This window comes from Nocardioides sp. WS12 (assembly GCF_014108865.1).
In the GTDB taxonomy this organism is placed as follows: Bacteria; Actinomycetota; Actinomycetes; order Propionibacteriales; family Nocardioidaceae; genus Nocardioides.
The window spans coordinates 3,789,930-3,810,680 of the sequence record NZ_CP053928.1 but is presented as its reverse complement, the minus strand read 5'-3'; the positions used below and the strand labels follow the sequence as shown (position 1 = coordinate 3,810,680).

20 protein-coding genes and 1 riboswitch are annotated in these 20,751 nt (G+C 70.9%); of the genes, 8 read left to right on the top strand and 12 right to left on the bottom strand.

Annotated elements, in window-relative coordinates; all coding sequences use genetic code 11:
- From cobO to HRC28_RS18390, 8 genes are read right to left on the bottom strand one after another with little or no spacing between them, the layout of a single operon-like run.
- Positions 1-615, bottom strand: coding sequence for a cob(I)yrinic acid a,c-diamide adenosyltransferase (gene cobO, locus HRC28_RS18425; RefSeq protein ID WP_182376883.1), 615 nt, complete (start codon positions 613-615; stop codon positions 1-3).
- Entirely contained in the window at positions 608-1,261 is a 654-nt protein-coding gene (gene bluB / locus HRC28_RS18420) for a 5,6-dimethylbenzimidazole synthase (protein ID WP_237111558.1), read from the bottom strand. The genes cobO and bluB overlap by 8 nt, the downstream gene beginning before the upstream one ends.
- Positions 1,258-3,372, bottom strand: coding sequence for a magnesium chelatase subunit D family protein (locus HRC28_RS18415; RefSeq protein ID WP_182376882.1), 2,115 nt, complete (start codon positions 3,370-3,372; stop codon positions 1,258-1,260). Before HRC28_RS18415 ends, bluB begins: the two co-directional genes overlap by 4 nt.
- A complete protein-coding gene (cobM, locus tag HRC28_RS18410; RefSeq protein ID WP_182376881.1) occupies positions 3,369-4,127 on the bottom strand; it encodes a precorrin-4 C(11)-methyltransferase in 759 nt (252 codons plus the stop codon). Before cobM ends, HRC28_RS18415 begins: the two co-directional genes overlap by 4 nt.
- Positions 4,124-5,341, bottom strand: coding sequence for a precorrin-6y C5,15-methyltransferase (decarboxylating) subunit CbiE (gene cbiE / locus HRC28_RS18405; protein ID WP_182376880.1), 1,218 nt, complete (start codon positions 5,339-5,341; stop codon positions 4,124-4,126). Before cbiE ends, cobM begins: the two co-directional genes overlap by 4 nt.
- Entirely contained in the window at positions 5,329-6,930 is a 1,602-nt protein-coding gene (gene cobJ, locus HRC28_RS18400; protein WP_182376879.1) for a precorrin-3B C(17)-methyltransferase, read from the bottom strand. Before cobJ ends, cbiE begins: the two co-directional genes overlap by 13 nt.
- Entirely contained in the window at positions 6,927-7,616 is a 690-nt protein-coding gene (locus HRC28_RS18395) for a precorrin-8X methylmutase (RefSeq protein WP_202033113.1), read from the bottom strand. Before HRC28_RS18395 ends, cobJ begins: the two co-directional genes overlap by 4 nt.
- Positions 7,609-8,481, bottom strand: coding sequence for a nitrite reductase (locus tag HRC28_RS18390; protein ID WP_182376878.1), 873 nt, complete (start codon positions 8,479-8,481; stop codon positions 7,609-7,611). Before HRC28_RS18390 ends, HRC28_RS18395 begins: the two co-directional genes overlap by 8 nt.
- Before the next feature lie 69 nt (positions 8,482-8,550).
- Positions 8,551-8,761, bottom strand: a riboswitch (cobalamin riboswitch).
- Between the two features lie 55 nt (positions 8,762-8,816).
- Between HRC28_RS18390 and HRC28_RS18385 the strand changes: the two genes are divergently transcribed.
- Genes HRC28_RS18385 through HRC28_RS18375 form a run of 3 tightly spaced genes read left to right on the top strand, consistent with a single transcriptional unit; the run spans position 8,817 to position 11,936 of the window.
- Positions 8,817-9,938, top strand: coding sequence for a Nif3-like dinuclear metal center hexameric protein (locus HRC28_RS18385; RefSeq protein ID WP_182376877.1), 1,122 nt, complete (start codon positions 8,817-8,819; stop codon positions 9,936-9,938).
- Positions 9,939-9,957: 19 nt separating this feature from the next.
- Positions 9,958-10,704 (top strand): C4-type zinc ribbon domain-containing protein, encoded by a 747-nt coding sequence (locus tag HRC28_RS18380; protein WP_182376876.1) that lies wholly within the window; start codon positions 9,958-9,960, stop codon positions 10,702-10,704.
- Complete coding sequence (locus HRC28_RS18375) at positions 10,701-11,936, top strand: bifunctional RNase H/acid phosphatase (RefSeq protein ID WP_182376875.1); 1,236 nt, start codon at positions 10,701-10,703, stop codon at positions 11,934-11,936. Before HRC28_RS18380 ends, HRC28_RS18375 begins: the two co-directional genes overlap by 4 nt.
- Before the next feature lie 15 nt (positions 11,937-11,951).
- Here the strand turns inward: HRC28_RS18375 and yaaA are convergent, their stop codons facing one another.
- The gene (gene yaaA, locus HRC28_RS18370; protein ID WP_182376874.1) at positions 11,952-12,731 is read right to left on the bottom strand and encodes a peroxide stress protein YaaA; all 780 of its coding nucleotides are present in this window, start codon (positions 12,729-12,731) and stop codon (positions 11,952-11,954) included.
- 44 nt (positions 12,732-12,775) lie between these two features.
- Here yaaA and HRC28_RS18365 point away from each other — a divergent pair, with 44 nt between their 5' ends.
- Positions 12,776-14,224, top strand: a complete 1,449-nt coding sequence (locus tag HRC28_RS18365; RefSeq protein ID WP_182376873.1) for an RNB domain-containing ribonuclease — start codon at positions 12,776-12,778, stop codon at positions 14,222-14,224.
- A gap of 10 nt (positions 14,225-14,234) precedes the next feature.
- On the top strand, positions 14,235-14,756 hold the full coding sequence (cobU, locus tag HRC28_RS18360; RefSeq protein WP_182376872.1) for a bifunctional adenosylcobinamide kinase/adenosylcobinamide-phosphate guanylyltransferase: 522 nt from the start codon (positions 14,235-14,237) through the stop codon (positions 14,754-14,756).
- Here the strand turns inward: cobU and HRC28_RS18355 are convergent.
- Positions 14,753-15,523: an adenosylcobinamide-GDP ribazoletransferase gene (locus tag HRC28_RS18355; protein WP_182376871.1), complete on the bottom strand. Its 771-nt coding sequence runs from the start codon at positions 15,521-15,523 to the stop codon at positions 14,753-14,755. The genes cobU and HRC28_RS18355 overlap by 4 nt on opposite strands.
- A gap of 7 nt (positions 15,524-15,530) precedes the next feature.
- Entirely contained in the window at positions 15,531-16,565 is a 1,035-nt protein-coding gene (gene cobT, locus HRC28_RS18350; protein WP_182376870.1) for a nicotinate-nucleotide--dimethylbenzimidazole phosphoribosyltransferase, read from the bottom strand.
- An 88-nt stretch (positions 16,566-16,653) separates the two neighbouring features.
- Between cobT and HRC28_RS18345 the strand changes: the two genes are divergently transcribed.
- Positions 16,654-18,267 carry a hypothetical protein gene (locus HRC28_RS18345; protein ID WP_182376869.1) on the top strand — a complete coding sequence of 538 codons (1,614 nt, stop codon included), beginning with the start codon at positions 16,654-16,656 and terminating at the stop codon, positions 18,265-18,267.
- Positions 18,268-18,412: 145 nt separating this feature from the next.
- The gene (locus HRC28_RS18340; RefSeq protein ID WP_056711080.1) at positions 18,413-18,616 is read left to right on the top strand and encodes a cold-shock protein; all 204 of its coding nucleotides are present in this window, start codon (positions 18,413-18,415) and stop codon (positions 18,614-18,616) included.
- 53 nt (positions 18,617-18,669) lie between these two features.
- Here HRC28_RS18340 and HRC28_RS18335 read toward each other — a convergent pair whose 3' ends face one another.
- Positions 18,670-18,885 (bottom strand): hypothetical protein, encoded by a 216-nt coding sequence (locus HRC28_RS18335; RefSeq protein WP_182376868.1) that lies wholly within the window; start codon positions 18,883-18,885, stop codon positions 18,670-18,672.
- 58 nt (positions 18,886-18,943) lie between these two features.
- Between HRC28_RS18335 and HRC28_RS18330 the strand changes: the two genes are divergently transcribed.
- Positions 18,944-20,746 carry a M1 family metallopeptidase gene (locus tag HRC28_RS18330; protein ID WP_182376867.1) on the top strand — a complete coding sequence of 601 codons (1,803 nt, stop codon included), beginning with the start codon at positions 18,944-18,946 and terminating at the stop codon, positions 20,744-20,746.
- The last annotated feature ends 5 nt before the right edge of the window (positions 20,747-20,751 follow it).

Sequence of the window (20,751 nt, the reverse complement as noted above, 5' to 3'; positions counted from 1 at the left end):
CTACCACTCGATGCCTCGCTGGCCCTTCTGGCCTGCGTCCATCGGGTGCTTGATCTTGGTCATCTCGGTGACCAGGTCGGCGACCTCGATCAGCTTGGGGTCCGCGCGGCGGCCGGTGATGACGACGTACTGCCGTCCCGGACGGTTGGCCAGCGTGTCGGTGACGTCGTCGATGTCGACCCAGCCCCAGTTGATCGGGTAGGTGAACTCGTCGAGCACGTAGAGATCATGGCGTTCCTCGGCAAGCGCCCGCTTGATCTCGGCCCAGCCCTCGACGGCGTCGGCGGCGTGGTCCTCGGCGGTGCCTTCCTTGCGGGACCAGGACCAGCCCGAACCCATCTTGTGCCAGGCGACGGGGCCGCCCTCGCCGGTCTCCTCGTGGAGGGTGCCGAGACGTTCGAGCACGGTCTGCTCGCCGATGCGCCACTTAGCCGACTTCACGAACTGGAAGACGCCGACGTTCCAGCCCTGGTTCCACGAGCGGATCGCGAGGCCGAAGGCGGCGGTGGACTTCCCCTTGCCGTCGCCGGTGTGCACCATCACCAGCGGCCGGTTGCGGCGCTGGCGGGTGGTGAGTCCGTCGTCGGGGATGACGAGTGGCTGGCCTTCAGGCACGGTCGCTCCAGGTGTTGTCGTGGATGGCGTCGGCGAGCGGACGGCGGTTGCGCCATCCGTGCCGTTCGAGGTCGGGAACGGTTTCGAGGTGGCTCACGGTGCCGAGGCACAGCCACGCGATCGGGCGGATGTGCGCGGGGATCCCGAGCAGTTCCTGCAGCCAGGCCTCGCGGTAGAACGACACCCAGCCGAGGCCGAGACCTTCGGCGGTGGCCGCGAGCCACAGGTTCTGGATCGCGAGGACGGACGAGAACAGGCCGGCATCGGCGATCGCGTGCCGACCGAGGACGTGCGTACCGCCCCGACTCTGGTCGTGGGTGACGACGATGCCCATCGAGGACTCGCAGATGCCCTCGACCTTGATCTTGTCGAAGGTCGTACGACGCTCCGGAGGCAGCGACGCGGCGAACGTGTCCCGCTCGGTGGCGACGTGGTCGCGGAAGGTACGACGAAGTCCCGCATCCCGCACGACGACGAAGTCCCACGGCTGGCTCATGCCGACGCTCGGGGCACGGTGTGCGGCACCGAGGACGCGCAGCAGCGTGTCCTCGTCGACCGGCTCACCGGTGAACTCGGCGCGCACGTCGCGACGACGCTCGATGACGTCGTACAACTGGGTGCTGAGGGTGGTCTCCGTGGCGATCACGCTGCCCAACTCCGGGCTGCGGAGATCAGGTCCTCCGCGCTGACCTCACCGATCGGGACGTGCTCGGCACCGAGGTGCTCGGCCAGCGTTGCGGCCAGGCCCAGGCGCATCGGGCCGCTCTCGCAGTCGATGACGACGGCGGTCACGCCGGTGTCGGCGAGCAGCGCGGCGGCCATCCGGGAGCGGGCAACCGCGTCGGCGCCGGCGGTCGCGCGACCGTCGGTGACGACGACGAGCAGCGGACGACGCTGCGGGTCGCGGGTCTTCTCGACGGCCAGCAGGTGCGCGGCCTCGAGGAGTCCCTCGGCGAGTGGCGTGCGTCCGCCGGCAGGGAGTTCTTCCAGTCGGGTGGCGGCGGCGTCGACCGAATGGGTCGGCGGCAGCGCCACCTCGGCGCTCTGGCCGCGGAAGGTGATCAGGCCGACCTTGTCGCGGCGCTGGTAGGCGTCGAGCAGCAGGCTGAGCACGGCGGTCTTGACCTGCTCCATCCGGCGCCGCGCAGCCATCGAACCGGACGCGTCGACGCAGAAGAGCACCAGGTTCGACTCGCGTCCTTCGCGTACGGCGATCCGCAGGTCCATCGCGCGCAGCAGCAGGCGGCCGTCGATCCGACCGCGGGCGAACTGGTGCGGCGCGGCAGCACGGATCGTCTCGGTCAGGTGGACGGCGCCGCCCTGCCCGGTGGGGAGGGTCGCGCCGATCCGGCGGCCGCTCGTGGTGCGGGCGCGGCTCCGGCGACCGGCCGTGCCGGTACCGACGCCGCGGACCGTCAACAGGCGGGTGCGGTACGTCGACGTGGTGCCGGCGAGGCTGGTGGCGCCGGATCCCTTGTCGGGCACCGGCGAGCTCAGGTCGCTGGGTGCCGGGACGTCCTGGTCAACGGCCTCGACCTCGTCGCCAGTGTCGGCGGTGTCACCTTGGTTGTCGCCGGTGTCGTCATTGGCCTCGGGGCCCTGGTCGGGCGCATCGTCCGGCCCGTCCTCCGGTCCGTTCTCCAGCCCGTCGTCCTGGCTGGGCGGATCCGTCGGGTCCTCGGGGTCGGTCGGGTCCTCGGGCGGGAGTTCCTCGTCACCGAGCACCTGGTCGAGCAGGTCCTCGTCGAGACCAGGGGCGTCGAACGGCTTGCGGCGACGACGGTGGGGGAGCGCGAGGGTCGCGGCGACCCGGATGTCGGCGAGGGTGACCTCGTCGCGACCGGACCACGCCGCGTGCGCGACGGCGGTGCGGGCGGTGACGATGTCGGCACGCAGGCCGTCGACGTCGAAGGCCGCGCAGACCTCGGCGATCTTGAGCAGCGCCGCGTCGGTCAACCGCACCGCGCCGACGAGCGACTGGGCCGACGAGATCCGGTCGCGCAGGGCCTGCTCCGATTCGGCGTACCGCGCTGAGAAGGCGGCCGGGTCGGCGTCGTACGCCATCCGTCGGCGGACGACCTCGGCTCGCAGCGCGGGGACCCGCGGTGCGGCGACCTCGACGGTCAGGCCGAACCGGTCCAGCAACTGCGGCCGCAGTTCACCCTCTTCGGGGTTCATGGTGCCGACGAGTACGAACCGCGCGGCGTGCTCGACGGAGACACCGTCACGCTCGACGGTCGAACGGCCCATCGCGGCGGCGTCGAGCAGCAGGTCGACGAGGTGGTCGTGCAGCAGGTTGACCTCGTCGACGTACAGGATGCCGCGGTGGGCGCGGGCCAGCAGGCCGGGCTCGTACTCCGCCTTGCCCTCGGTCAGCGCGCGCTCGAGGTGCAGCGAGCCGAGCACGCGGTCCTCCGTCGCGCCGACGGGCAGTTCGACCAGGCGCACGGGGCGGGTCTCGACGGGCGCATCGGCAGCGAAGGGGCCGTCGGGCGAGGAGTCGGGGTCGTGCGGGTCCGAGGAGAACCGGTCGCCGGCAATCACGTCGATCGGCGGCAGGACGGCGGCCAGGGCCCGCACGATCGTGGACTTCGCGGTGCCCTTCTCGCCACGCACCAGGACGCCACCGACGTCGGGCGCGATGGTGGTGAGGATGAGGGCGAGCGCCATCGGGTCGGGACCCTCGGGCCCATCCGCGCCGACGACGGCCCCGGCGGCAGCCCCGACAACAGCAGTGAACGGGAAGTGCTGGGTCATGTGAGACGTGCCTTTCGCTGGACGCGCTCGGTGGAGTAGAGGTACGACTCCGCATCGGAACCCGACGCCAGGGCCGGGCCGACGAGGATCACGGCTGCCTGCCGGAGTCCGGCTTCCTCGACGAGATCGGCGATCTGGCCGACGGTGCCGCGCAGCACCTGCTGTTCGGGCTGGGACGCGCGGGACACGACGGCCACCGGGCAGTCGGCCCCGTAGAACGGCTCGACCTCGGCCATCAGTTCGCGGGTCCGGGTGATCGCGAGGTGCAGCACGAGCGTCGCGCCGGTGGCGGCGAACGCGGCCAGCGACTCGGTCTCGGGCATCGCCGTGGAGCGAGCCTGGGTGCGGGTCAGCACGACCGACTGCGCGACCAACGGGACGGTGAGTTCCCGCCCGACGATGGCGGCCGCAGCGGCGTACGCCGGCACCCCGGGCGTCACGTCCCACGGCACACCCGCGGCGTCCAATCGCTTCGTCTGCTCGTGGAGCGCGGAGTAGAGCGACGGGTCACCCGACGTCAGGCGTACGACGTCGAGGTCGGCCGCGTTCGCCTCCACCATCACGGCCGTCATCGCGTCGAGGTCCAGCTCCTGGGTGTCGACCAGGTTGGCGTCCTCCCGGCAGTGCGAGAGGACGGCAGCGTCAATGTAGGTGCCGGGGTAGAGCACCACGTCGGCGCTGGCCAGCATCGAGGCCGCGCGCAGGGTGATCAGGTCGGCGGCGCCCGGGCCGGCTCCCACGAAATGGATCGTCATGACTTCTCCCAGGTCCACTGGACAACGGCCCGGGAGGGAGTCCAGCCGGTGAACCGGCCGCCCAGGGGAGTGACGTGCTCGACGGACAGCCGGGTGAGCTCGCCCCCGTGTTCGTGGAACGACGCGATCAGCAACTGCTCGGTCTCCAGCGTGACGCCGTGGATGACCAGGCGGCCGTTGGGTGCCAGGCGGTCGAGGCAGAGCTCCAGGAGCCCGGGTGCCGTGGCGCCACCGCCGACAAAGATGGCGTCGGGACGAGGGAGGTCGGCGAGTGCGTCGGGCGCGCGGCCTTCGACGACCCACAAGCGAGGAACCCCTAGCTCGGCGGCGTTGCGATTGATCCGCTCGACCCGGGCAGGGTCGGACTCGACGGCGATCGCGTTGGTGCGCGGATGAACACGGAGCCACTCGATGCCGACGGAACCGGCGCCCGCGCCGATGTCCCAGAGCAGTTGCCCCGGCTTCGGCTCGAGCCGGGAGAGCGCGCTCGCCCGCACATCGCGCTTGGTGAGTTGGCCGTCGTGCTCGAAGAGGTCGTCACGGATCCCCGTGGCCCACGTGTTGATGTCCGGCTCCGAGGCGGGAATCTCGATGGCGAGCACGTGGAGTCTCGGCAGGTCGCTGGACCAGGCGCCGTAGTCGTGCGTCGTGCCGTCGTAGCGGTACTCGTCGGGCCCACCGAGGTTGCCGAGGATGGTCATCCGGGTGTCGTCGTAGCCGTCGGTGTCGAGGAGTTCGGCCACGGCCATGGGCGTGGTCTCGTCGGAGGACAGCACGAGCAGTCGTTGTCCTGCGGCCAGTTCCCGTCGGAGGGCCGCGGGGTCGCGGCCCACCAGCGACACGACCGTCGTCTCCTCGGCCGACCAGCCCATCCGTGCTCGGGCCAGCGCCACCGACGACACGGCCGGAACGACCGTGACGGCGTCCGGACCGAGCAGACGGATCAGGGTGGTGCCGATCCCGCTGACCAGCGGGTCGCCGGAGGCCAGCGCGACGACCCGCCGGTCGTCGTACTGCTGCAGGAAGGTGGGGAGACCGGTCATCGGACGCGGCCACGGGGTCCGCACCTGGCCTTCGACCGCGGGCACCAGATCGAGGTGCCGCTCGCCGCCGAACAGCACCTCGGCGGCTTCGACGAGAGCACGGGACGACGGAACGAGACCGTCCCAGCCGTCCGCGCCGATACCGACGACGGTGATGTTCACTCCACCCATCGGGGGGTCCAGACCGAGCCGTTGGGCTCCACGCGGGTGGAGGAGGCGCCGATGATCAGCAGGCACTTCATGTCGATGGAGTCGGTGTCGAGCTCGCCCAGGGTCGTCACGACGATCGACTCCTCGGAGCGACCGACGTCGCGGCCGACGATGACGACGGTGTCGGGGGAGCGGTGCTCGAGCAGGATCTTCTGCGTCTCCACGACCTGCTCGCGACGCGAGCGCGACGCGGGGTTGTAGATGCCGAGGACGAGGTCGGCGTCGGCGATCGCGCGCAGGCGCTTCTCGACGACGGCCCACGGCTTCAGTCGGTCCGACAGGCTGACGATCGCGAAGTCGGCACCGATCGGAGCACCCGCACGAGCGGCCACGGCCTGGACCGCGCTGACGCCGGGAAGGACCCGCACGGGAACGGTCGCGTGCTCAGGGTGAGCCGGATCAGCGGCGGCTTCGAAGACCGCGGCGGCCATGCCGAAGACGCCGGCGTCGCCGCCCGAGACGACAGCGACGCGTTCGCCCTTGAGGGCGAGGTCGAGGGCGAACCGGGCCCGGTCCACTTCGACGGTGTTGCCCGACGCGTGGCGGGTCAGCCCGGCGCGCTGGGGGACACGGTTGACGTACGGCGCGTAGCCGACGACGTGCTCGACCTCGGCCAGCGCTTCGCTGGCCTCGGGGGTGAGCCAGCCGTCCGGGCCGGGGCCGAGGCCGATGACGAGGAGTTCAGTAGGTGCAGGAGCTGCGGAGGTTTCGAGGCTCGTCGCTTGCGCTCCTCGCACCTCAACCAGCGAGACATCGCCGGTGGTTTCGAGGCTCGTCGCTTGCGCTCCTCGCACCTCAACCAACGAGCGCAGGCGTGACGCCGTCGGGCGGTGCGCGGAGTCACCGGGCACGACGATCAGCGAGAAGTACGGGACCGAGTCCGCGTCGACGTCAGCCACGGGCAGCCAGCGCTGCTCGGGCTGGGACGCACGTTCGACGTACCAGGCGCCGTCGAGCCGGCCGGCCTGCTCGAGCGCCGATCGGACGGCGGGGAACGTGCGGCCGAGCTTCATGATCACGGCGCCGTCGGTGTCGGCCAGGCGGCGGGCGAGCTCGGCCTCGGGCAGGGTGCCGGGCAGCACAGTCAGCACGTCGGTCTGGCGGACCAGGGGGGCCGGGATGGCGGCGGTCGCGGCGGCGAAGGCCGGGATGCCCGGGACGACCTCGGTCTCGAAGCGGTCGCGGAACCGGTCCAGCAGGTACATCGAGGAGCCGTAGAAGAGCGGGTCCCCCTCCGCCAGCAGTACGACGTCACGACCCGCGTCGAGGTGTGCGGCAAGCCGCGCTTCGCACTCGTCGTAGAAGTCGGCCAGTGCGCCGACGTACCCGCCGGGGTGGTCGGTGCTGCCGGTGGTGACGGGGTAGCGCAGTTCCTCTTCGATCGCGTCGGTCGGGATCAGGTGTGCGGCGATGCGGCGGGCATGCGACTGCTTGGTGACGCCGGCGTGGAACGCAACGACGCTGGCGGCGCCGATCAGGCGCTCGGCCTTGCGGGTGATGAGTTCGGGGTCACCGGGTCCGATCCCGACGACGTGGAAGGACGCGGTCATTCCTCCTCCTGTGCCAGTGCGTTGACGGCGGAGGAGGCCATCGCGGAGCCGCCGCGGCGACCGCGGACGGTGACGAACGGGATGTCGATGCCGTGGTCGGTGGCGAAGGAGGCGAGCGCGTCCTTGGACTCCGCGGCGCCGATGAAGCCGACCGGGCAACCGACGATCGCGGCCGGGCGGGGACCGCCGTCGAGGATCATCTCGAGCAGGTGGAAGAGCGCGGTCGGGGCGTTGCCGATGGCGACGACGGCTCCTTCGAGCAGCGGCTCCCACAGGGAGACGGCCGCCGCGGTGCGGGTGGTCGACCACTTCTTCGCCAGTTCCGGCGTGCGGGGGTCGGTGAGGAAGCAGTGCACCGGGTTGTCGGCGGGCAGGCGGCCGGCGGTGATGCCCATGGCGACCATGCGGGCGTCGCAGAGGATCGGTGCACCGTTGGACAACGCGGCTCGAGCGGCCGGGACCAGGCCGGGGTGGACGACGAGGTCGCGCACGAGGTCGGTCTGGCCGCTGCCGTGGATCATCCGCACGGCGACCTTCTCGGCCTCGGCCGGGATGCCGGTGAGGTCGGACTCGCGGCGGATGGTTGCGAACGAGTCGACGTAGATCGCGGGGCCGTCGGCGATGTACTCGTAGCGGCGCGGCGGTGCCGTCAGGGCGCTCAAGCCCGACAGGTCGATCTCAGTCATTGCGGTTCTCCTCAGGAATCAGCACACCGTGCCACGGCGTCACGACGACCAGGTCGCCCCGGCCGGTCCGTGACGCGAGCATGGAAGCGACCATGCTGGCATCGATGCCGGTGTCGTCCACCGGCACGTGCTCGCCGCCGGCCACGGGGCCGAAGTCGAGGGGTGCGCTGGTGATGTCGGCGCCGGGCGCGGGCGCGACCGGGTCAATCAGGGGTTCGGGAAGTTCGGTCACGTGCCAGGGCGCGTCCGGCCCCTCGCCGCGGGCAGCGAGGAACAGGCGGGCCAGGTCACCGATCGCGTCGGCGGCATCGGCGAGCGGGACGACCGGACCGAAGGAGGTCCCGACGACCAGTTGTGCGGAGTCGGTGGACAGGGCGACGAGGCCCAGGTCCCGATGCCGGTCGGCGAGGTCGCCGCGGCCGTCATCGAGGGTGAAGAGGAAGCGGCCGGGCAGCCCGGCCAGGGACGGGTCGCTGAGCAGCAATCCGTCGAGTGCGGCCACGACGGGACGGAGGTCGGCCCGCCCGCCGGCGATCCCAGTCTGTGGTGACGCCAGCACGTTGCGGATCCGGTCGTGCTCTCGCGAGGGCAACAGTCCGGTGGCTTCGAGGGCGACGAGCGCCGGCTCAGCCAGTCGGTCTCCCGCAGCACTGTCGACGGGCATCGAGCGGATCTGCAGGTTGGCGCGCGCGGTCAACCGCACCCGCCCGTCGCCGTACTCATCGGCCACGGCAACCAGCGCCTGCAGCGCCTTCAGGGAGATCCGACCGCCGGGGATCCGGATCCGGACGAGACCGCCGTCAGCGGCGAGCCACGGGTGCACGATCCCCGGGCAGCGGTCCGGCCGGCTGCGGTTCGTGGCCATGGCGGTGCGGTCCTTCGAGGTCCGGGGGCTCGTCGCGTCGCCCCTGCAAAATTCCTTGGTGACCTCGCGACGGTTGTCGCAAGGGCCAGCAGGTCTTCGGACTCGGGATCCTCCGGTGCGAAGCGCCTTCCCGGACCCGAAGATCCAGTGGCTGTACCGATTTCCCGGTGCTTCGCCCGTCACCCATACCGCTGCGCGTCAGTCCCGGACTCTCACCGGGTTCCCTGACTTCCACATGTTCGCACTTCCGTGGAGGTCGACTGGCCCGAGCAGGGTATCAATCCCGCTCTGCACCGCACCTGCGTGCCCACGGCGACCCCAGTAGCCTGAGCGTCATGCCCACGCTCCAGGACGTCACCGACCTGATCCACGGCTGGTACCCGCCCTCGACCGCGGACAGTTGGGACGCCGTCGGCCTCGTGTACGGCGACCCGGGCCAGTCCGTGAAGAAGGTTCTCTTTGCCGTCGACCCGACGCCGGCGGTCGCGGCAGAAGCGGCCGAGTGGAAGGCCGACCTGCTGGTCGTGCACCACCCGCTGTTCCTCAAGGGCGTCACGGGATTCGCCGCGACCACGCCCAAGGGCCGCACGCTGCACACCCTCGCGAAGGCCGACTGTGCCCTGCTGACCGCGCACACGAACGCCGACCAGGCCGTCGGGGGAGTGTCTGAGGCGCTGGCCCACGCGCTCGGCCTCACCGACCTGACGCCGATCATCCCGGCGTCTTCCGAGCCGGTCGACAAGCTGACGGTCTTCGTCCCGGCCGACGCCGCTGCTCCGGTGCGCGCTTCGATCGCCGAGGCCGGCGCCGGCCGGATCGGCGACTACGACTTCGCCTCGTTCACCAGTGCGCCGGGCCAGGGGCGGTTCCGTCCGCTCGACGGCGCCAACCCGATGATCGGCACCATCGGTGACCTCGAGACCGTCGAGGAGGTGCGGATCGAGGTGGTTCTCGCGCGCTCGCTGCGGACCGCCGTGGTCCGCGCGATGCTCGCCGCCCACCCCTACGAGGAGCCCGCGTACGACGTCGTCCAGCTGGCCGACAACGGGCTCACCACGACCGGTACTGGTCGGATCGGGACCGTTGCGCAGGTGACGCTGACCGAGTTCGCCGAGTCGGTCGCGAAGGCACTGCCCGCCACGTCCCACGGCGTGCGGGTCGCCGGGGATCCGGAGCGCCCGATCAAGCGCGTCGCTGTCTGCGGTGGGGCCGGTGACTTCCTGCTCGACCGCGTCGCCGGGCTCGATGTCGACGCCTACGTCACCAGCGACCTGCGGCACCACCCGGCCGCGGAGTTCCTCGAGAAGGGCGGACCGGCCCTGGTCGACATCGCCCACTGGGCGGCCGAATCGACCTGGTTGCCGGTCGTCGAACAACGCCTCGTCGATGCGCTGGGAGACGCCGTGGAGACCCGGGTGAGCACGATCGTCACCGACCCTTGGACAATGCACCTGTGAGCGCACCGATGAGCACCCGATGAAGGCCGACCCCGCCGCCCAATTGCGCCTGCTCGACCTGCAGGCGCTGGACGCCCAGATCGATCAACTCCGCCACCAGCGCACCCATCCTGCCGAAGGTGCGGAGATCGCCGAACTGCTCGGCAAGCGTTCCGATGTCGACGGCCGGATGCGTGACCAGCGGATCGTTGTCGACGACCTCTCCGTGGCGCAGGCCAAGGCTGACGCCGACGTCGAGACCGTCAAGGTGCGCCGCAAGCGCGACCGCGACCGGATGGACTCCGGTGCGATCGCCAACCCCAAGGACCTCGAGCGGATGCAGCACGAGCTCGACACCCTCGAGCGCCGGATCACGGTGCTGGAGGACGAGGAGCTCGAAGTCATGGAGCAACTCGAGGAGGCGCAGTCCGCGCTGGCCGAGCTCACCGGCGCGATCGAGACCATCGACGCCCGGCTCGGCGAACTGACCGCAACCCGCGACGCCCGCGGCGCCGAGCTCGACGCCGAGGCCGCGACGGTGGGCGCCCCTCGCGCCGGCATCGTTGCCGAGATCCCGGCCGACCTGCTCGCGCTCTACGAGAAGCTGCGCGCCAACCAGGGCGGCGTCGGCGCCTCCGAACTGCGCCAGCGCGCCTGTGGCGGTTGCCAGATCCGCCTCGACGCCGCCGAGCTCCAGGTCATCCGGGGCGCCCCCGTCGACACCGTCGTGCGGTGCCAGGAGTGCCAGCGGATCCTGGTGCGGACGTCGGAGAGCGGTCTCTCGTGACCGGAGCGGGTCGTCGTACTGTCCTCATCGAGGCCGACGGCGGCTCCCGGGGCAACCCCGGGTCGGCGGCGTACGGCGCCGTTCTCAAGGACGCCGTGACCGGCGAGGTCCTGGCCGAAGACGGTACGACGATCGGGTTCGCGACCAACAACGTTGCGGAGTACTCCGGCCTGATCGCGGGCCTCAGGCTCGCTGCGGAGTTCACTCCGGACGCGAAGGTCGAGGTCAGGATGGACTCGAAGCTCGTCGTCGAGCAGATGGCCGGCCGCTGGAAGATCAAGCACCCCGACATGCGGGTGCTCGCCGACGAGGCGCTGGCGCTCGCCCCGGCCGGGACCGTCTACACGTGGGTCCCGCGGGAGCAGAACGGTCACGCGGACCGGCTCGCCAACGAGGCGCTCGACGGTGTGCGGTCGGGTGTCACGGCGGCCATCGAACCGGCTGTGGTTCGGGTTGCTGACAGTGCTGGCGACGGTGCTGGCGACGGAATCGCCGACGAGCCCGAGTCGCTGGTCGAGGAACTCGAATCGCCTGCCGCCACCCCGGTCGCCCCGCCCGGAATGGGATCGCCGACGACCCTCGTCCTGGTCCGCCACGGCGTCACGCCACATACGACCGGCCGCAAGTTCTCCGGCGGACTCGGTGGCGACAACCCCGCCCTCTCCGCGGAGGGCCGCGCGCAGATCACCGAAGCAGCCGAGTGGCTCACCGAGCTGCGCGACCACATCAGCGTCGTCGTCTCCTCGCCCGTTCGTCGTACCCGCGAGTCCGCCGAGATCATCGCCGCGAAGCTGGGCCTCCCGGTCGAGGAGGAGCCCGGTTTCGCCGAGATGGAGTTCGGTGACTGGGACGGGATGACCTTCACCGAGGTCGGCGAGAAGGACAAGGCCGGGCTGGAGGCATGGTTCGCCGACATGGCCGCCTCGCCGCCGGGCGGGGAGTCGTTCCTGACGGTGCAGGCCCGCGTCCTGGAAGCCCTCGCGCGCCTGCTCAAGAAGCACGCCGGCAAGACGGTCGTCGTGGTCAGCCACGTGACGCCCATCAAGACGCTCGTCGCGCACGCCGTCGATGCCCCGCTGGAGTCGCTGTTCCGCATGGAGCTCTCGCCCGCAGCGGTGTCGGTGCTCTCGTTCTACGAGGATCTGGCCACGGGGGAGCAGAAGGGCTCGATGCGGTTCTTCAACGCGCTGCCTGCTGGCCGGCGGACGTTGCTCGACACCGGCCGCTGGTAGTCCTGGGAGTGACGGCTACAGCTCGCTGACGACCACGTCGAGCTGCGTGCCCGTCTTCCCGGGCGCACCGATCTCGACAGTCCAGCCGAGGCGCTCCAGCGTCGCGGCGAGGGCCGCAGGGGTGCGCGGGTCGGCGCCGTCCTCGAGCAGTTCGCGGACGATCCGCCCCTTGGTGGCCTTGTTGAAGTGGCTGACGACCTTGCGGGTGCCGTTGTGCTCGTGCAGGACGCGCACGGTCGCGACCCGGCGAGCGAGCTCGGGCGCGGGACGCCAGAAGTTCGCGTACATCCCCGAGCGCAGGTCGACCAGCAGCCCGCGGCCCAGCGCTGCGGTCATCACCGGCGGCAGCGCTTCGCGCCAGATCGCGGCGACCGGCCCGACCAGCGGGAGCGAGGCATCGCCCGAGAGGCGGTACGACGGAATGCGGTCGCCGAGCCGAACCATCCCGAAGAGGCTGGACGCCACAGCCACGCGGCTGGTCGCACGCCGCTTCGCAGCAGCGGACAGGGTCTCGAGGTCGAGGGCGTCGTAGAGGACGCCGGTGTAGATCCGGTCCGCGCGGGCCGTCGGCGCGTCCACCAGGTCGGCGTTGCGGTCGATCAGGTCCAGTTGCCCCGGTGAGAGGCCGAGCACCGCGGCCGCCTTGTCCGCGTCGTCCCGGCACAGTGCGACGAGTGCGTCGAGCACCTCGCTGCGTGCGGCGGTCAATTCGGGCGAGGAGAGCGACGCGAGGTCGAGCGCCTTGCCCCGGGTCGGAACGGACTTGCCCTCACTCGGCGGCAGCAGGATCAGCACCGGGAAAGGATAGGGCCCTCGCCCCGTGTTCTAGTCTCGGCCGCATGCCGAGCAACGTCGTGGTCCGGGTCAAGGCGAGCTCTCCTGCGCTGACGCAGGGGCTCGAGGAGATCGCCAAGGAACTGGAGTTGCCGGGGGAGTTCCCCGCCGACGTGACCAGCGCTGCCGAACGGGCAGCGGCGGACGTCGTACTCCCGGAACTGGACCGGACGGACCTGCCTTTCATCACGATCGACCCCGCCGGCTCGATGGATCTCGACCAGGCGCTGCACATCGAACGCGCCGGCCAAGGAAACGAGTCCAGTGGTTTCGTCGTGCACTACGCGATCGCCGACGTGGCTGCGTTCGTGAAGCCCGGTGACCCGATCGACCTGGAGGCCCATCGCCGCGGCGAGACGCTGTACGGCGCCGGTACCCGCATCCCGCTGCACCCGCCGGCACTCTCGGAGGGGGCGGCGTCGTTGCTGCCCGACCAGACCGCGCCCGCGTTGCTGTGGACGATCGACGTCGACGCCGCCGGCACCCCGACCAAGGTTCACGTCGAGCGGGCGCTGGTGCGTTCGACTTCGCGACTGTCGTACGTCGAGGCCCAGGCGGCGCTCGATGACGGAACGGCTGGTGAGGTCCTCGTCCTGCTCAAGGAGGTCGGCCTGCTGCGCCAGCAGCAGGAACTCGCGCGCGGCGGCATCTCGCTGCCGTTGCCCGAGCAGGAGATCGAGGAGACCGCTGACGGCTTCGAACTCGCCTTCCGCAAGCAGTTGCCGGTGGAGGAGTGGAACGCCCAGATCTCCCTGCTGACGGGCATTTCGGCCGCGTCGCTGATGGTGGGCGCCAAGGTCGGGATGCTGCGCACCCTGCCGCCAGCCGACCCGCGCGACGTCGCCCGACTGCGGCGCGTCGCGCACGCCCTGAAGATCGACTGGCCCAAGGCGACGGACTATTCCGCGTTCATCCGCTCCCTCGACCCGGCGAAGTCCGAGCACCAGGCGATGGTCGTGGCGTGCACCCGGTTGCTGCGCGGCAGCGGGTATGCCGCGTTCAACGGCGACCTGCCCGAACTGACGTTGCACTCCGCGATTGCCGCCGAGTACGCCCACGTCACGGCTCCGTTGCGCCGCCTCGGCGACCGCTACACCGGCGAGGTCTGTGTCGCGATTTGCGCCGGACGGCCGGTCCCGGAATGGGTCACCGCCGCGCTGCCAGATCTGCCGAAGACGCTCCAGGCCTCCGCCCGTCGCGCCGGCTCCTACGAACGCTCGGTGCTCGACCTGCTCGAAGCCGCTGTGCTGTCCGACCGTGTCGGCGAGAAGTTCGCAGGCGTGATCACCAGCCTGCGCGACGACGACCCGAAGTCGGGGGTCGTGATGCTCGCCGAGGTCGGCGTCGAGGCGCCGGTGACGTCGCCGCAGCCACTGCCGCTCGGCGAGGAGGTCGAGGCCACTCTTGCCACCGCAGACCTCGCGGCCCGTAAGGTCGCGTTCACTGTCGGCTGAGGAGGCGCACGTGAAGGTACTGGTCACCGGGGGAGTCCGCTCCGGCAAGTCGGTGCACGCCGAGCACCTCGTGGCGTCCGCACCGTCGGTCACCTACGTCGCCGCCGGTCCCGTGTACGACGACGCCGACTGGGTCCAGCGGATCACGGCCCACCGGGTCCGGCGCCCCGATTCGTGGACCACCGAGGAGACCAACGACGTCGCCGGTGTGCTACGTGCCGCGACGACGCCGGTGCTCGTGGACTGCCTCGGCACCTGGCTGACGACGATCGCCGACAAGGCGGACCTGTGGGAGCGACCGATCGGGGACGCCGAACTGGTCGTCGGTGAACGGGTCAGCGAACTCGCCGCCGCGCTCGCCGAGGTCTCGGTGGACGTGGTCCTGGTGACGAACGAGGTGGGCCTTGGCGTCGTACCGGCTCACCGGTCGGGGCGCTTGTTCCGCGACCTTCTCGGCATCGTGAACCAGGGCGTCGCGGCGGCCTGCGACGAGGTGCACCTGGTCATCTCGGGCCGGGTGCTGAAGCTCTAGAGGCCGGACGCCAGTCCGACCAGCAGCACGGCGAGCGCGAGTTCGATCCCGGCACCGAACACGTCGCCGGTGACACCACCGAACCGCCTGATCGTGTGGGCGACGAGCGCGACGACCACGACGGCAGCGACCGCAACGGTCACCGGTCCGCGGACCGGGTCGACGAGGGCGGCCAGCGCTGCGAGAGCGATCCAGCCGACCACGGTGACCGCGACCGGGATCCGGCGAGTGAACGTGACGCCCAGGCCGTCCTCCCTTGCCGGCGGCGCGAGGGTGGAGCAGGTGATCCAGAGCGCTGCGCGGGAGGCGCACACGGCCGCGCCCGCGATCACGGCGGAGCGCACGCCGTCGTCCCCGCCCACGAACCAGGCCAGCCCGGCGGCCTGCGCGCCGAGGACGAGCACCAGCGCTCCGACACCGGCCGGGCCCGCCGTACCGCTCTTCATGACGGCCAGCGACCGTTCCCGGTCGTACGACGACGTGAGGCCGTCGGCGACGTCGGACAACCCGTCGAGGTGCAGGGCGCGGCTGCCCACGGCCAGCAGGGCGAGCGCTGTGAAGGCGACCGCGAGGGCGGGCAGGTCGAACTGACCGCCGCACCAGAGGACCAGCGCGACACCCACACCGAGCGGCAGCACGGCCAGCGGTGCCAGCAGCATCGCGCCGGTCGCGTCTCCCGGCGTCACTCGCAGGACGGCAGGCACCCGTAGAGCGGTCAGCGTGCCGATGGCGAGCCGGAGGCTGCGGCCGACGAGGGCTGGGTTCACGACGGGTTCACGCCGGCGGCACAAGGTCTGCGAGCAGTGCGACGTCGCGGAGCAGGGCAGCGGCCGACCGAAGGACCGGGACCGCGGCGACGGCGCCGGAGCCTTCGCCCAGGCGCATGCCGAGGTCCAGGACGGGCTCGAGGCCGAGTTTCTCCAGCGCGAGGGTCTGGGCGGGCTCGGTGGACCGGTGGCCGGCGGCGAACCACGCAGCGGCACCGGCGGCGATCCGCTCCGCGGTGAGGGCACAGGCGACCGACATGAGGCCGTCCAGGAGCACCGGGACGCCCTGTTCAGCGGCTTCGAGGAGGTAGCCGACCGTGGCGGCCAGGTCGGCGCTGCTCACGGCCTGCAGGGTCTGCATCGGGTCGTCGAGACGGTCGCCGGCGCGGTCGAGCGCCTGCTGCACGACGATCTGCTTGTGGACGAGGGCGGCATCATCGACGCCCGTGCCCCGACCGGTGACCTCCACGGCCGGGAGGCCGAGCGCGGCGGCGACCATCGCGGACGCCGGCGTGGTGTTGCCGATGCCCATGTCCCCGGACAGCAGGAGCTGGGCGCCGGCCTCGATCTCCTCGCGGGCAACGGCGCGGCCGGTCGCGATCGCGCGCTCCGTCTCCTCGGCCGTCAGGGCGTCCTCGACGTGGATCGCGCCGCTGCTGCGGCGGATCTTGTGCGACTGGACGTCGGCGGGCACGCCCTCGAGGTCGTCGTCGACGCTGATGTCGAGCACCCGGACCTGCACACCGTGGGCGTTGGCCAGGGCCGAAACGCCGGCCTTGCCGAGAACGAAGGTGCGCACCATCAGCGGGGTGATGGCCGGGGGATAGGCCGACACGCCGTGCTGCGCCACGCCGTGGTCGCCGGCGAAGATCACCAGGCGGACGTTGTCGAGCGGGGCGGGCGGGCACACCCCCTGCGCGGCCGACAGCCAGACGCCGAGGTCGCCGAGGCGGCCCAGGGCGCCGGCGGGCGTCGCGAGCCCCGCCAGGCGCTCGGCAGCAGCGGTCCGTACGGCGGAATCGGGTGCAGCAATCACGTTCATGGGGCCGAACGCTACCGCCGTTGCCGCGCCCGGACTGCGCCGTACCAGCGCTGACGTCACCGGGTGGGGGTCGGATCGTTCAACCTCCGTGCGCACCCCCGTGAAGACCGTCACAGCCCTGCTGGCCGGAGCGGTGGCGGCAACGCTGCTGGCGACTGCTCCGACACCGCAGGCCCAGGCAGTGCCGACGACCGCCTGCGACCTGGCGAGCTACCCCAGCGTGGAGTGGGCGGCCTGCGAGGCCGCGAACGTCGGGGTCACGGGACAGAACCCGACGCGGCACCTCGACCTGTTGCCCGGGATTCTCGCCAGCACCAGCCAGTACCAGTTGGCCCGGTTCCGCACGATGCTGACCGACCCCGAGCGCCAGCCGAACGTGAACTCTTGCACCGCGATCGTGCTGTGCCCGATCGATCCGCGCGTGCAGGGCTGGACGACCAAGGGCGGGTTGGTCGAGCCGGTGCTCTACACCTCGCGCTCCGGCGCGACGATGTCCGGCCATGTGTGGGCCACCCGGTCCGGCCCGGCGAAGCGACCCGGCGTGGTGGTGATCAACGGGTCGATCGTCGGCTTCGAGGAGATCTACTGGTTCCTTGCGCAGACCCTGGCCCGGAGCGGCTTCGTGGTGATGACGTTCGACGCCCAGGGCGAAGGGATGTCCGACCAGTTCGGCGCGAAGCCCGACCAACTGGAGGACGCGTTCGCCGGCATTCCGTTGCTCGGCCTGTTCGCCCCCCAGGGCTCCTCCGACGGTCCGATCGGACTCGGCGGCAACGGCCTGACCTTCTACGACGGCGGGCAGGACGCCCTCGACTTCTTCCTGTCGACCCCGGCCAAGCCGTACGTCCCCCGGTTGAGCCGGATCTCGGGTACGTCGCACGCCGCCAAGCAGGCTCGTCGGGTCGCTGCCGGGCGCAACGCCGCCCACAACCCGCTCTGGAACCTCCTGGACACGTCGCGGATCGGACTCACCGGACATTCGTACGGCGCCGTGGCCACGTCCTGGTTGACGCAGAAGGACGCAAGGGTCTCGACCGGGGTCGCGCTCGACAACCTCTGCATCCCGGTCTCGCCGGCACCTGATGAGCTCGCCGCCTTCTCCGCGCCGAACCCGGACTTCGCCGGTGCGGCGGGGATCGTGAGAGGTCTGCCCACCGAGTGCTTCGAGGCGCCGCCCGGTCCGGCGCCCCGGATCACGAAGCCGGTCCTGGGCATCACGGGCGACTATCTGCTCGGCCCGCTGCCGTTCCTCCAGCCGCCCAACCCGCTCGGGAAGTCCCGGGCCTCGCTCGCCTGGACCCAGGCGGGCGTCGACACCGGCGCGATCATCATTCGTGGCGGCACCCACTTCGACTTCAACGACGTGCCCGCCGGACTCCCGGCCAGTTTGAGGGGCATCGACCTGGTCGCCTGGTACACGAGCGCCTGGTTCGACAAGTATCTTGCCGACGACCCGACGGCGGACGCGCGCCTGCTGACGCAGCGCTGGCAGTCCGACGCGCAGGCCCGGGCCGCGGACCCAACCGGGGACGGCAACGTGTTCTCCTGGCACTTCCGGTCGCGACTCGACATCCACACGGCGAGTGGCACGCGCTACCGCTGCGAGAACCTCCGGGCCGGATGTGCGGGCATGTCGCCGGCGTCGGCCGACGGCTGGACCGGTGCCTACGACTTCGTTCAGGGCTCGATCCGGGACCGCTGACGAGCTCTGGGCACGCTGCGATCTGGAAGATTGATCAACTCTGTTGTGCGCCGATCCTTGCGCTCAGCCACTCCTGCACTACGGTTCTGTGTTAGGGAACGTTCTAGTCTGGATGTTCCTGCTTTACACAACAAGGAGAAACATCATGGCTCAGGGAACCGTCAAGTGGTTCAACAGCGAGAAGGGCTTCGGCTTCATCGCCCCGGCCGACGGCAGCCCGGACGTTTTCGTCCACTTCTCGGCTATCCAGGGTGACGGCTACAAGTCGCTCGAGGAGAACCAGCAGGTCGAGTTCGACGCTGCGCAGGGCCCGAAGGGTCCGCAGGCGGAGAACGTTCGCCCCGTCTGACTTTCAGAGAGCGAAACCCCGGTGCTTCGGCACCGGGGTTTCGTGCTTTTCACTCAGGGCCGCGGGCGCAGGCAGACGATTCCCAGGGCCACGCCGAGCCCGGCGACCAGCGGCCCGACCACGCTGAGCGACTTGGACTGCTCGCCGCCGATCACTCCCCACGAGACCAGCGCCAGGTAGCCGCCGCCGATGACCAGCAACGCGGCCACCGGCAGCCCCAGGAAGAACTTCGGCCAACTGGGTGCCTTGCCATAGCGGGATTCGTCCATGGGGATGATTGTGCTGCACGACTTCGGCGTGGCTCGGGCGCGTGGATAGGTTGGGGCGGTGCCTCGGTCCTTCACTCTCGATCCCCACTCCAACGCCGCGCCCAACGAGGTCGTGGTCACCCACATCGCGCTCGATCTCACCGTCGACTTCGAGACCCGGTCGCTGACCGGCAGCGCGACCTTCGACCTCGACCATCGCGCGCCCGATGCCACCGCGGTGGTGCTCGACACGTGGCAGCTCTCGGTCGATCGGGTGACCGGGGCCGACGGCGCTGACCTGCCGTTCACGCTCGGCGAGCACGATCCCGTCCTGGGCAGCGCGCTGACGATCGCGGTCGGTACGGCGGACCGGGTGGTCGTGCACTACGCGACGAGCCCCGAGGCCCGTGCCGTGCAGTGGCTGGCGCCCGAGCAGACCGCGTCGGGCAAGCCGTTCCTGTTCACGCAGTCGCAGCCGATCCTCGCCCGCACCTGGATCCCGTGCCAGGACAGTCCGGCCGTCCGGGTCACCTACGACGCCACCGTGCGCGTGCCCGCGGACCTGATGGCCCTGATGAGCGCCGAGAACCCCGTTGAGCGCACCGACGGGACCTACACCTTTGCGATGCCGCAGCCCGTGCCGTCGTACCTCATCGCCCTGGCGGTGGGCGACCTCGAGTTCCGCGAGATCGGCGGGCGCAGCGGCGTCTACGCCGAACCGTCGGTGGTCGAGGGGGCCGCGTGGGAGTTCGCCGACACCGAGCAGATGATCGAGGCGGCCGAGCGGCTCTACGGTCCCTACCGCTGGGGCCGTTACGACATCCTCGTGCTGCCGCCGAGCTTCCCCTACGGCGGCATGGAGAACCCGCGCCTCACCTTCGCGACGCCGACCATCCTCGCGGGCGACCGCTCGCTGGTGACCCTGATCGCGCACGAGCTCGCCCACTCGTGGTCGGGCAACCTCGTCACCAACTCGACCTGGAACGACATCTGGCTCAACGAGGGCTTCACGGTCTACTTCGAGACGCGCATCGACGAGGAGCTGTACGGCGCCGCGTACACCAGCATGCTGCTGCGGCTCGGTCGCCAGGACCTCACGCGGGCTGTCGCTGACGAGGCGCCGCGCGACACCTGGCTCGAGCTCGACATGGCCGGCCGCGACCCCGACGACGGGCCCACGAAGATCCCGTACGAGAAGGGCTCGCTCTTCCTGCGCCTGATCGAGTCGAAGGTCGGTCGCGAACGGTTCGACGAGTTCCTGCGCGCGTACTTCGACCGCTTTGCGTTCGAGTCGATGGACACCGCCACCTTCCTCGCGCATCTCCGAACCGAACTGCTCGACCCGGCAGGAGTGTCCGACGAAGACCTGCAACTGGAGGCGTGGGTCCACGGCCCCGGCGTGCCCGACAACGCGCCGGAGTTCACCTCCGACGCCTTCGACCGGGTCGATGAGCAGGTCGCTGCGCTGACGTCGTCGGTCGAGCCTGTCGAGACCACCCTGGGCTCGCTGGCCACGGGGGAGTGGGTGAGCCAGCAGTGGGTGCATTTCGTCCGCGCGCTGCCTGTCGACATCGACCATGCCGTGCTCGCTGCTGTCGACAGCCAGTTCGGCTTCAGCACCAGCGGGAACATCGAGATCGCGACCGCGTGGCTCGAACTGGCCGCCGAGTCGGGCTACGTGTTCGAGGAGCCGGCGGTCGACGAGGCCCTGGCCGGGTTCCTGACCCGGCACGGTCGGGCGCTCTACATCAGCCGCGTCTACGAGAAGCTCGCCGGCACCGACCGCGGCCTGGCCCGGGCCCGGGAGATCTACGCGACCGCCCGGCCGACGTACCACTCGGTGTCGCAGTCGGTGGTCGACCGCATCGTCGGCGGCCCGTGACCCGA

Coding starts and splice junctions, on each gene's coding strand:
- HRC28_RS18415 (WP_182376882.1), bottom strand. CDS start 3,372: ATGACCCAGCACTTCCCGTTCACTGCTGTTGTCGGGGCTGCCGCCGGG.
- cobM (WP_182376881.1), bottom strand. CDS start 4,127: ATGACGATCCATTTCGTGGGAGCCGGCCCGGGCGCCGCCGACCTGATC.
- cbiE (WP_182376880.1), bottom strand. CDS start 5,341: ATGGGTGGAGTGAACATCACCGTCGTCGGTATCGGCGCGGACGGCTGG.
- cobJ (WP_182376879.1), bottom strand. CDS start 6,930: ATGACCGCGTCCTTCCACGTCGTCGGGATCGGACCCGGTGACCCCGAA.
- HRC28_RS18395 (WP_202033113.1), bottom strand. CDS start 7,616: ATGACTGAGATCGACCTGTCGGGCTTGAGCGCCCTGACGGCACCGCCG.
- HRC28_RS18390 (WP_182376878.1), bottom strand. CDS start 8,481: ATGGCCACGAACCGCAGCCGGCCGGACCGCTGCCCGGGGATCGTGCAC.
- HRC28_RS18385 (WP_182376877.1), top strand. CDS start 8,817: ATGCCCACGCTCCAGGACGTCACCGACCTGATCCACGGCTGGTACCCG.
- HRC28_RS18380 (WP_182376876.1), top strand. CDS start 9,958: ATGAAGGCCGACCCCGCCGCCCAATTGCGCCTGCTCGACCTGCAGGCG.
- HRC28_RS18365 (WP_182376873.1), top strand. CDS start 12,776: ATGCCGAGCAACGTCGTGGTCCGGGTCAAGGCGAGCTCTCCTGCGCTG.
- cobT (WP_182376870.1), bottom strand. CDS start 16,565: ATGAACGTGATTGCTGCACCCGATTCCGCCGTACGGACCGCTGCTGCC.
- HRC28_RS18340 (WP_056711080.1), top strand. CDS start 18,413: ATGGCTCAGGGAACCGTCAAGTGGTTCAACAGCGAGAAGGGCTTCGGC.
- HRC28_RS18335 (WP_182376868.1), bottom strand. CDS start 18,885: ATGGACGAATCCCGCTATGGCAAGGCACCCAGTTGGCCGAAGTTCTTC.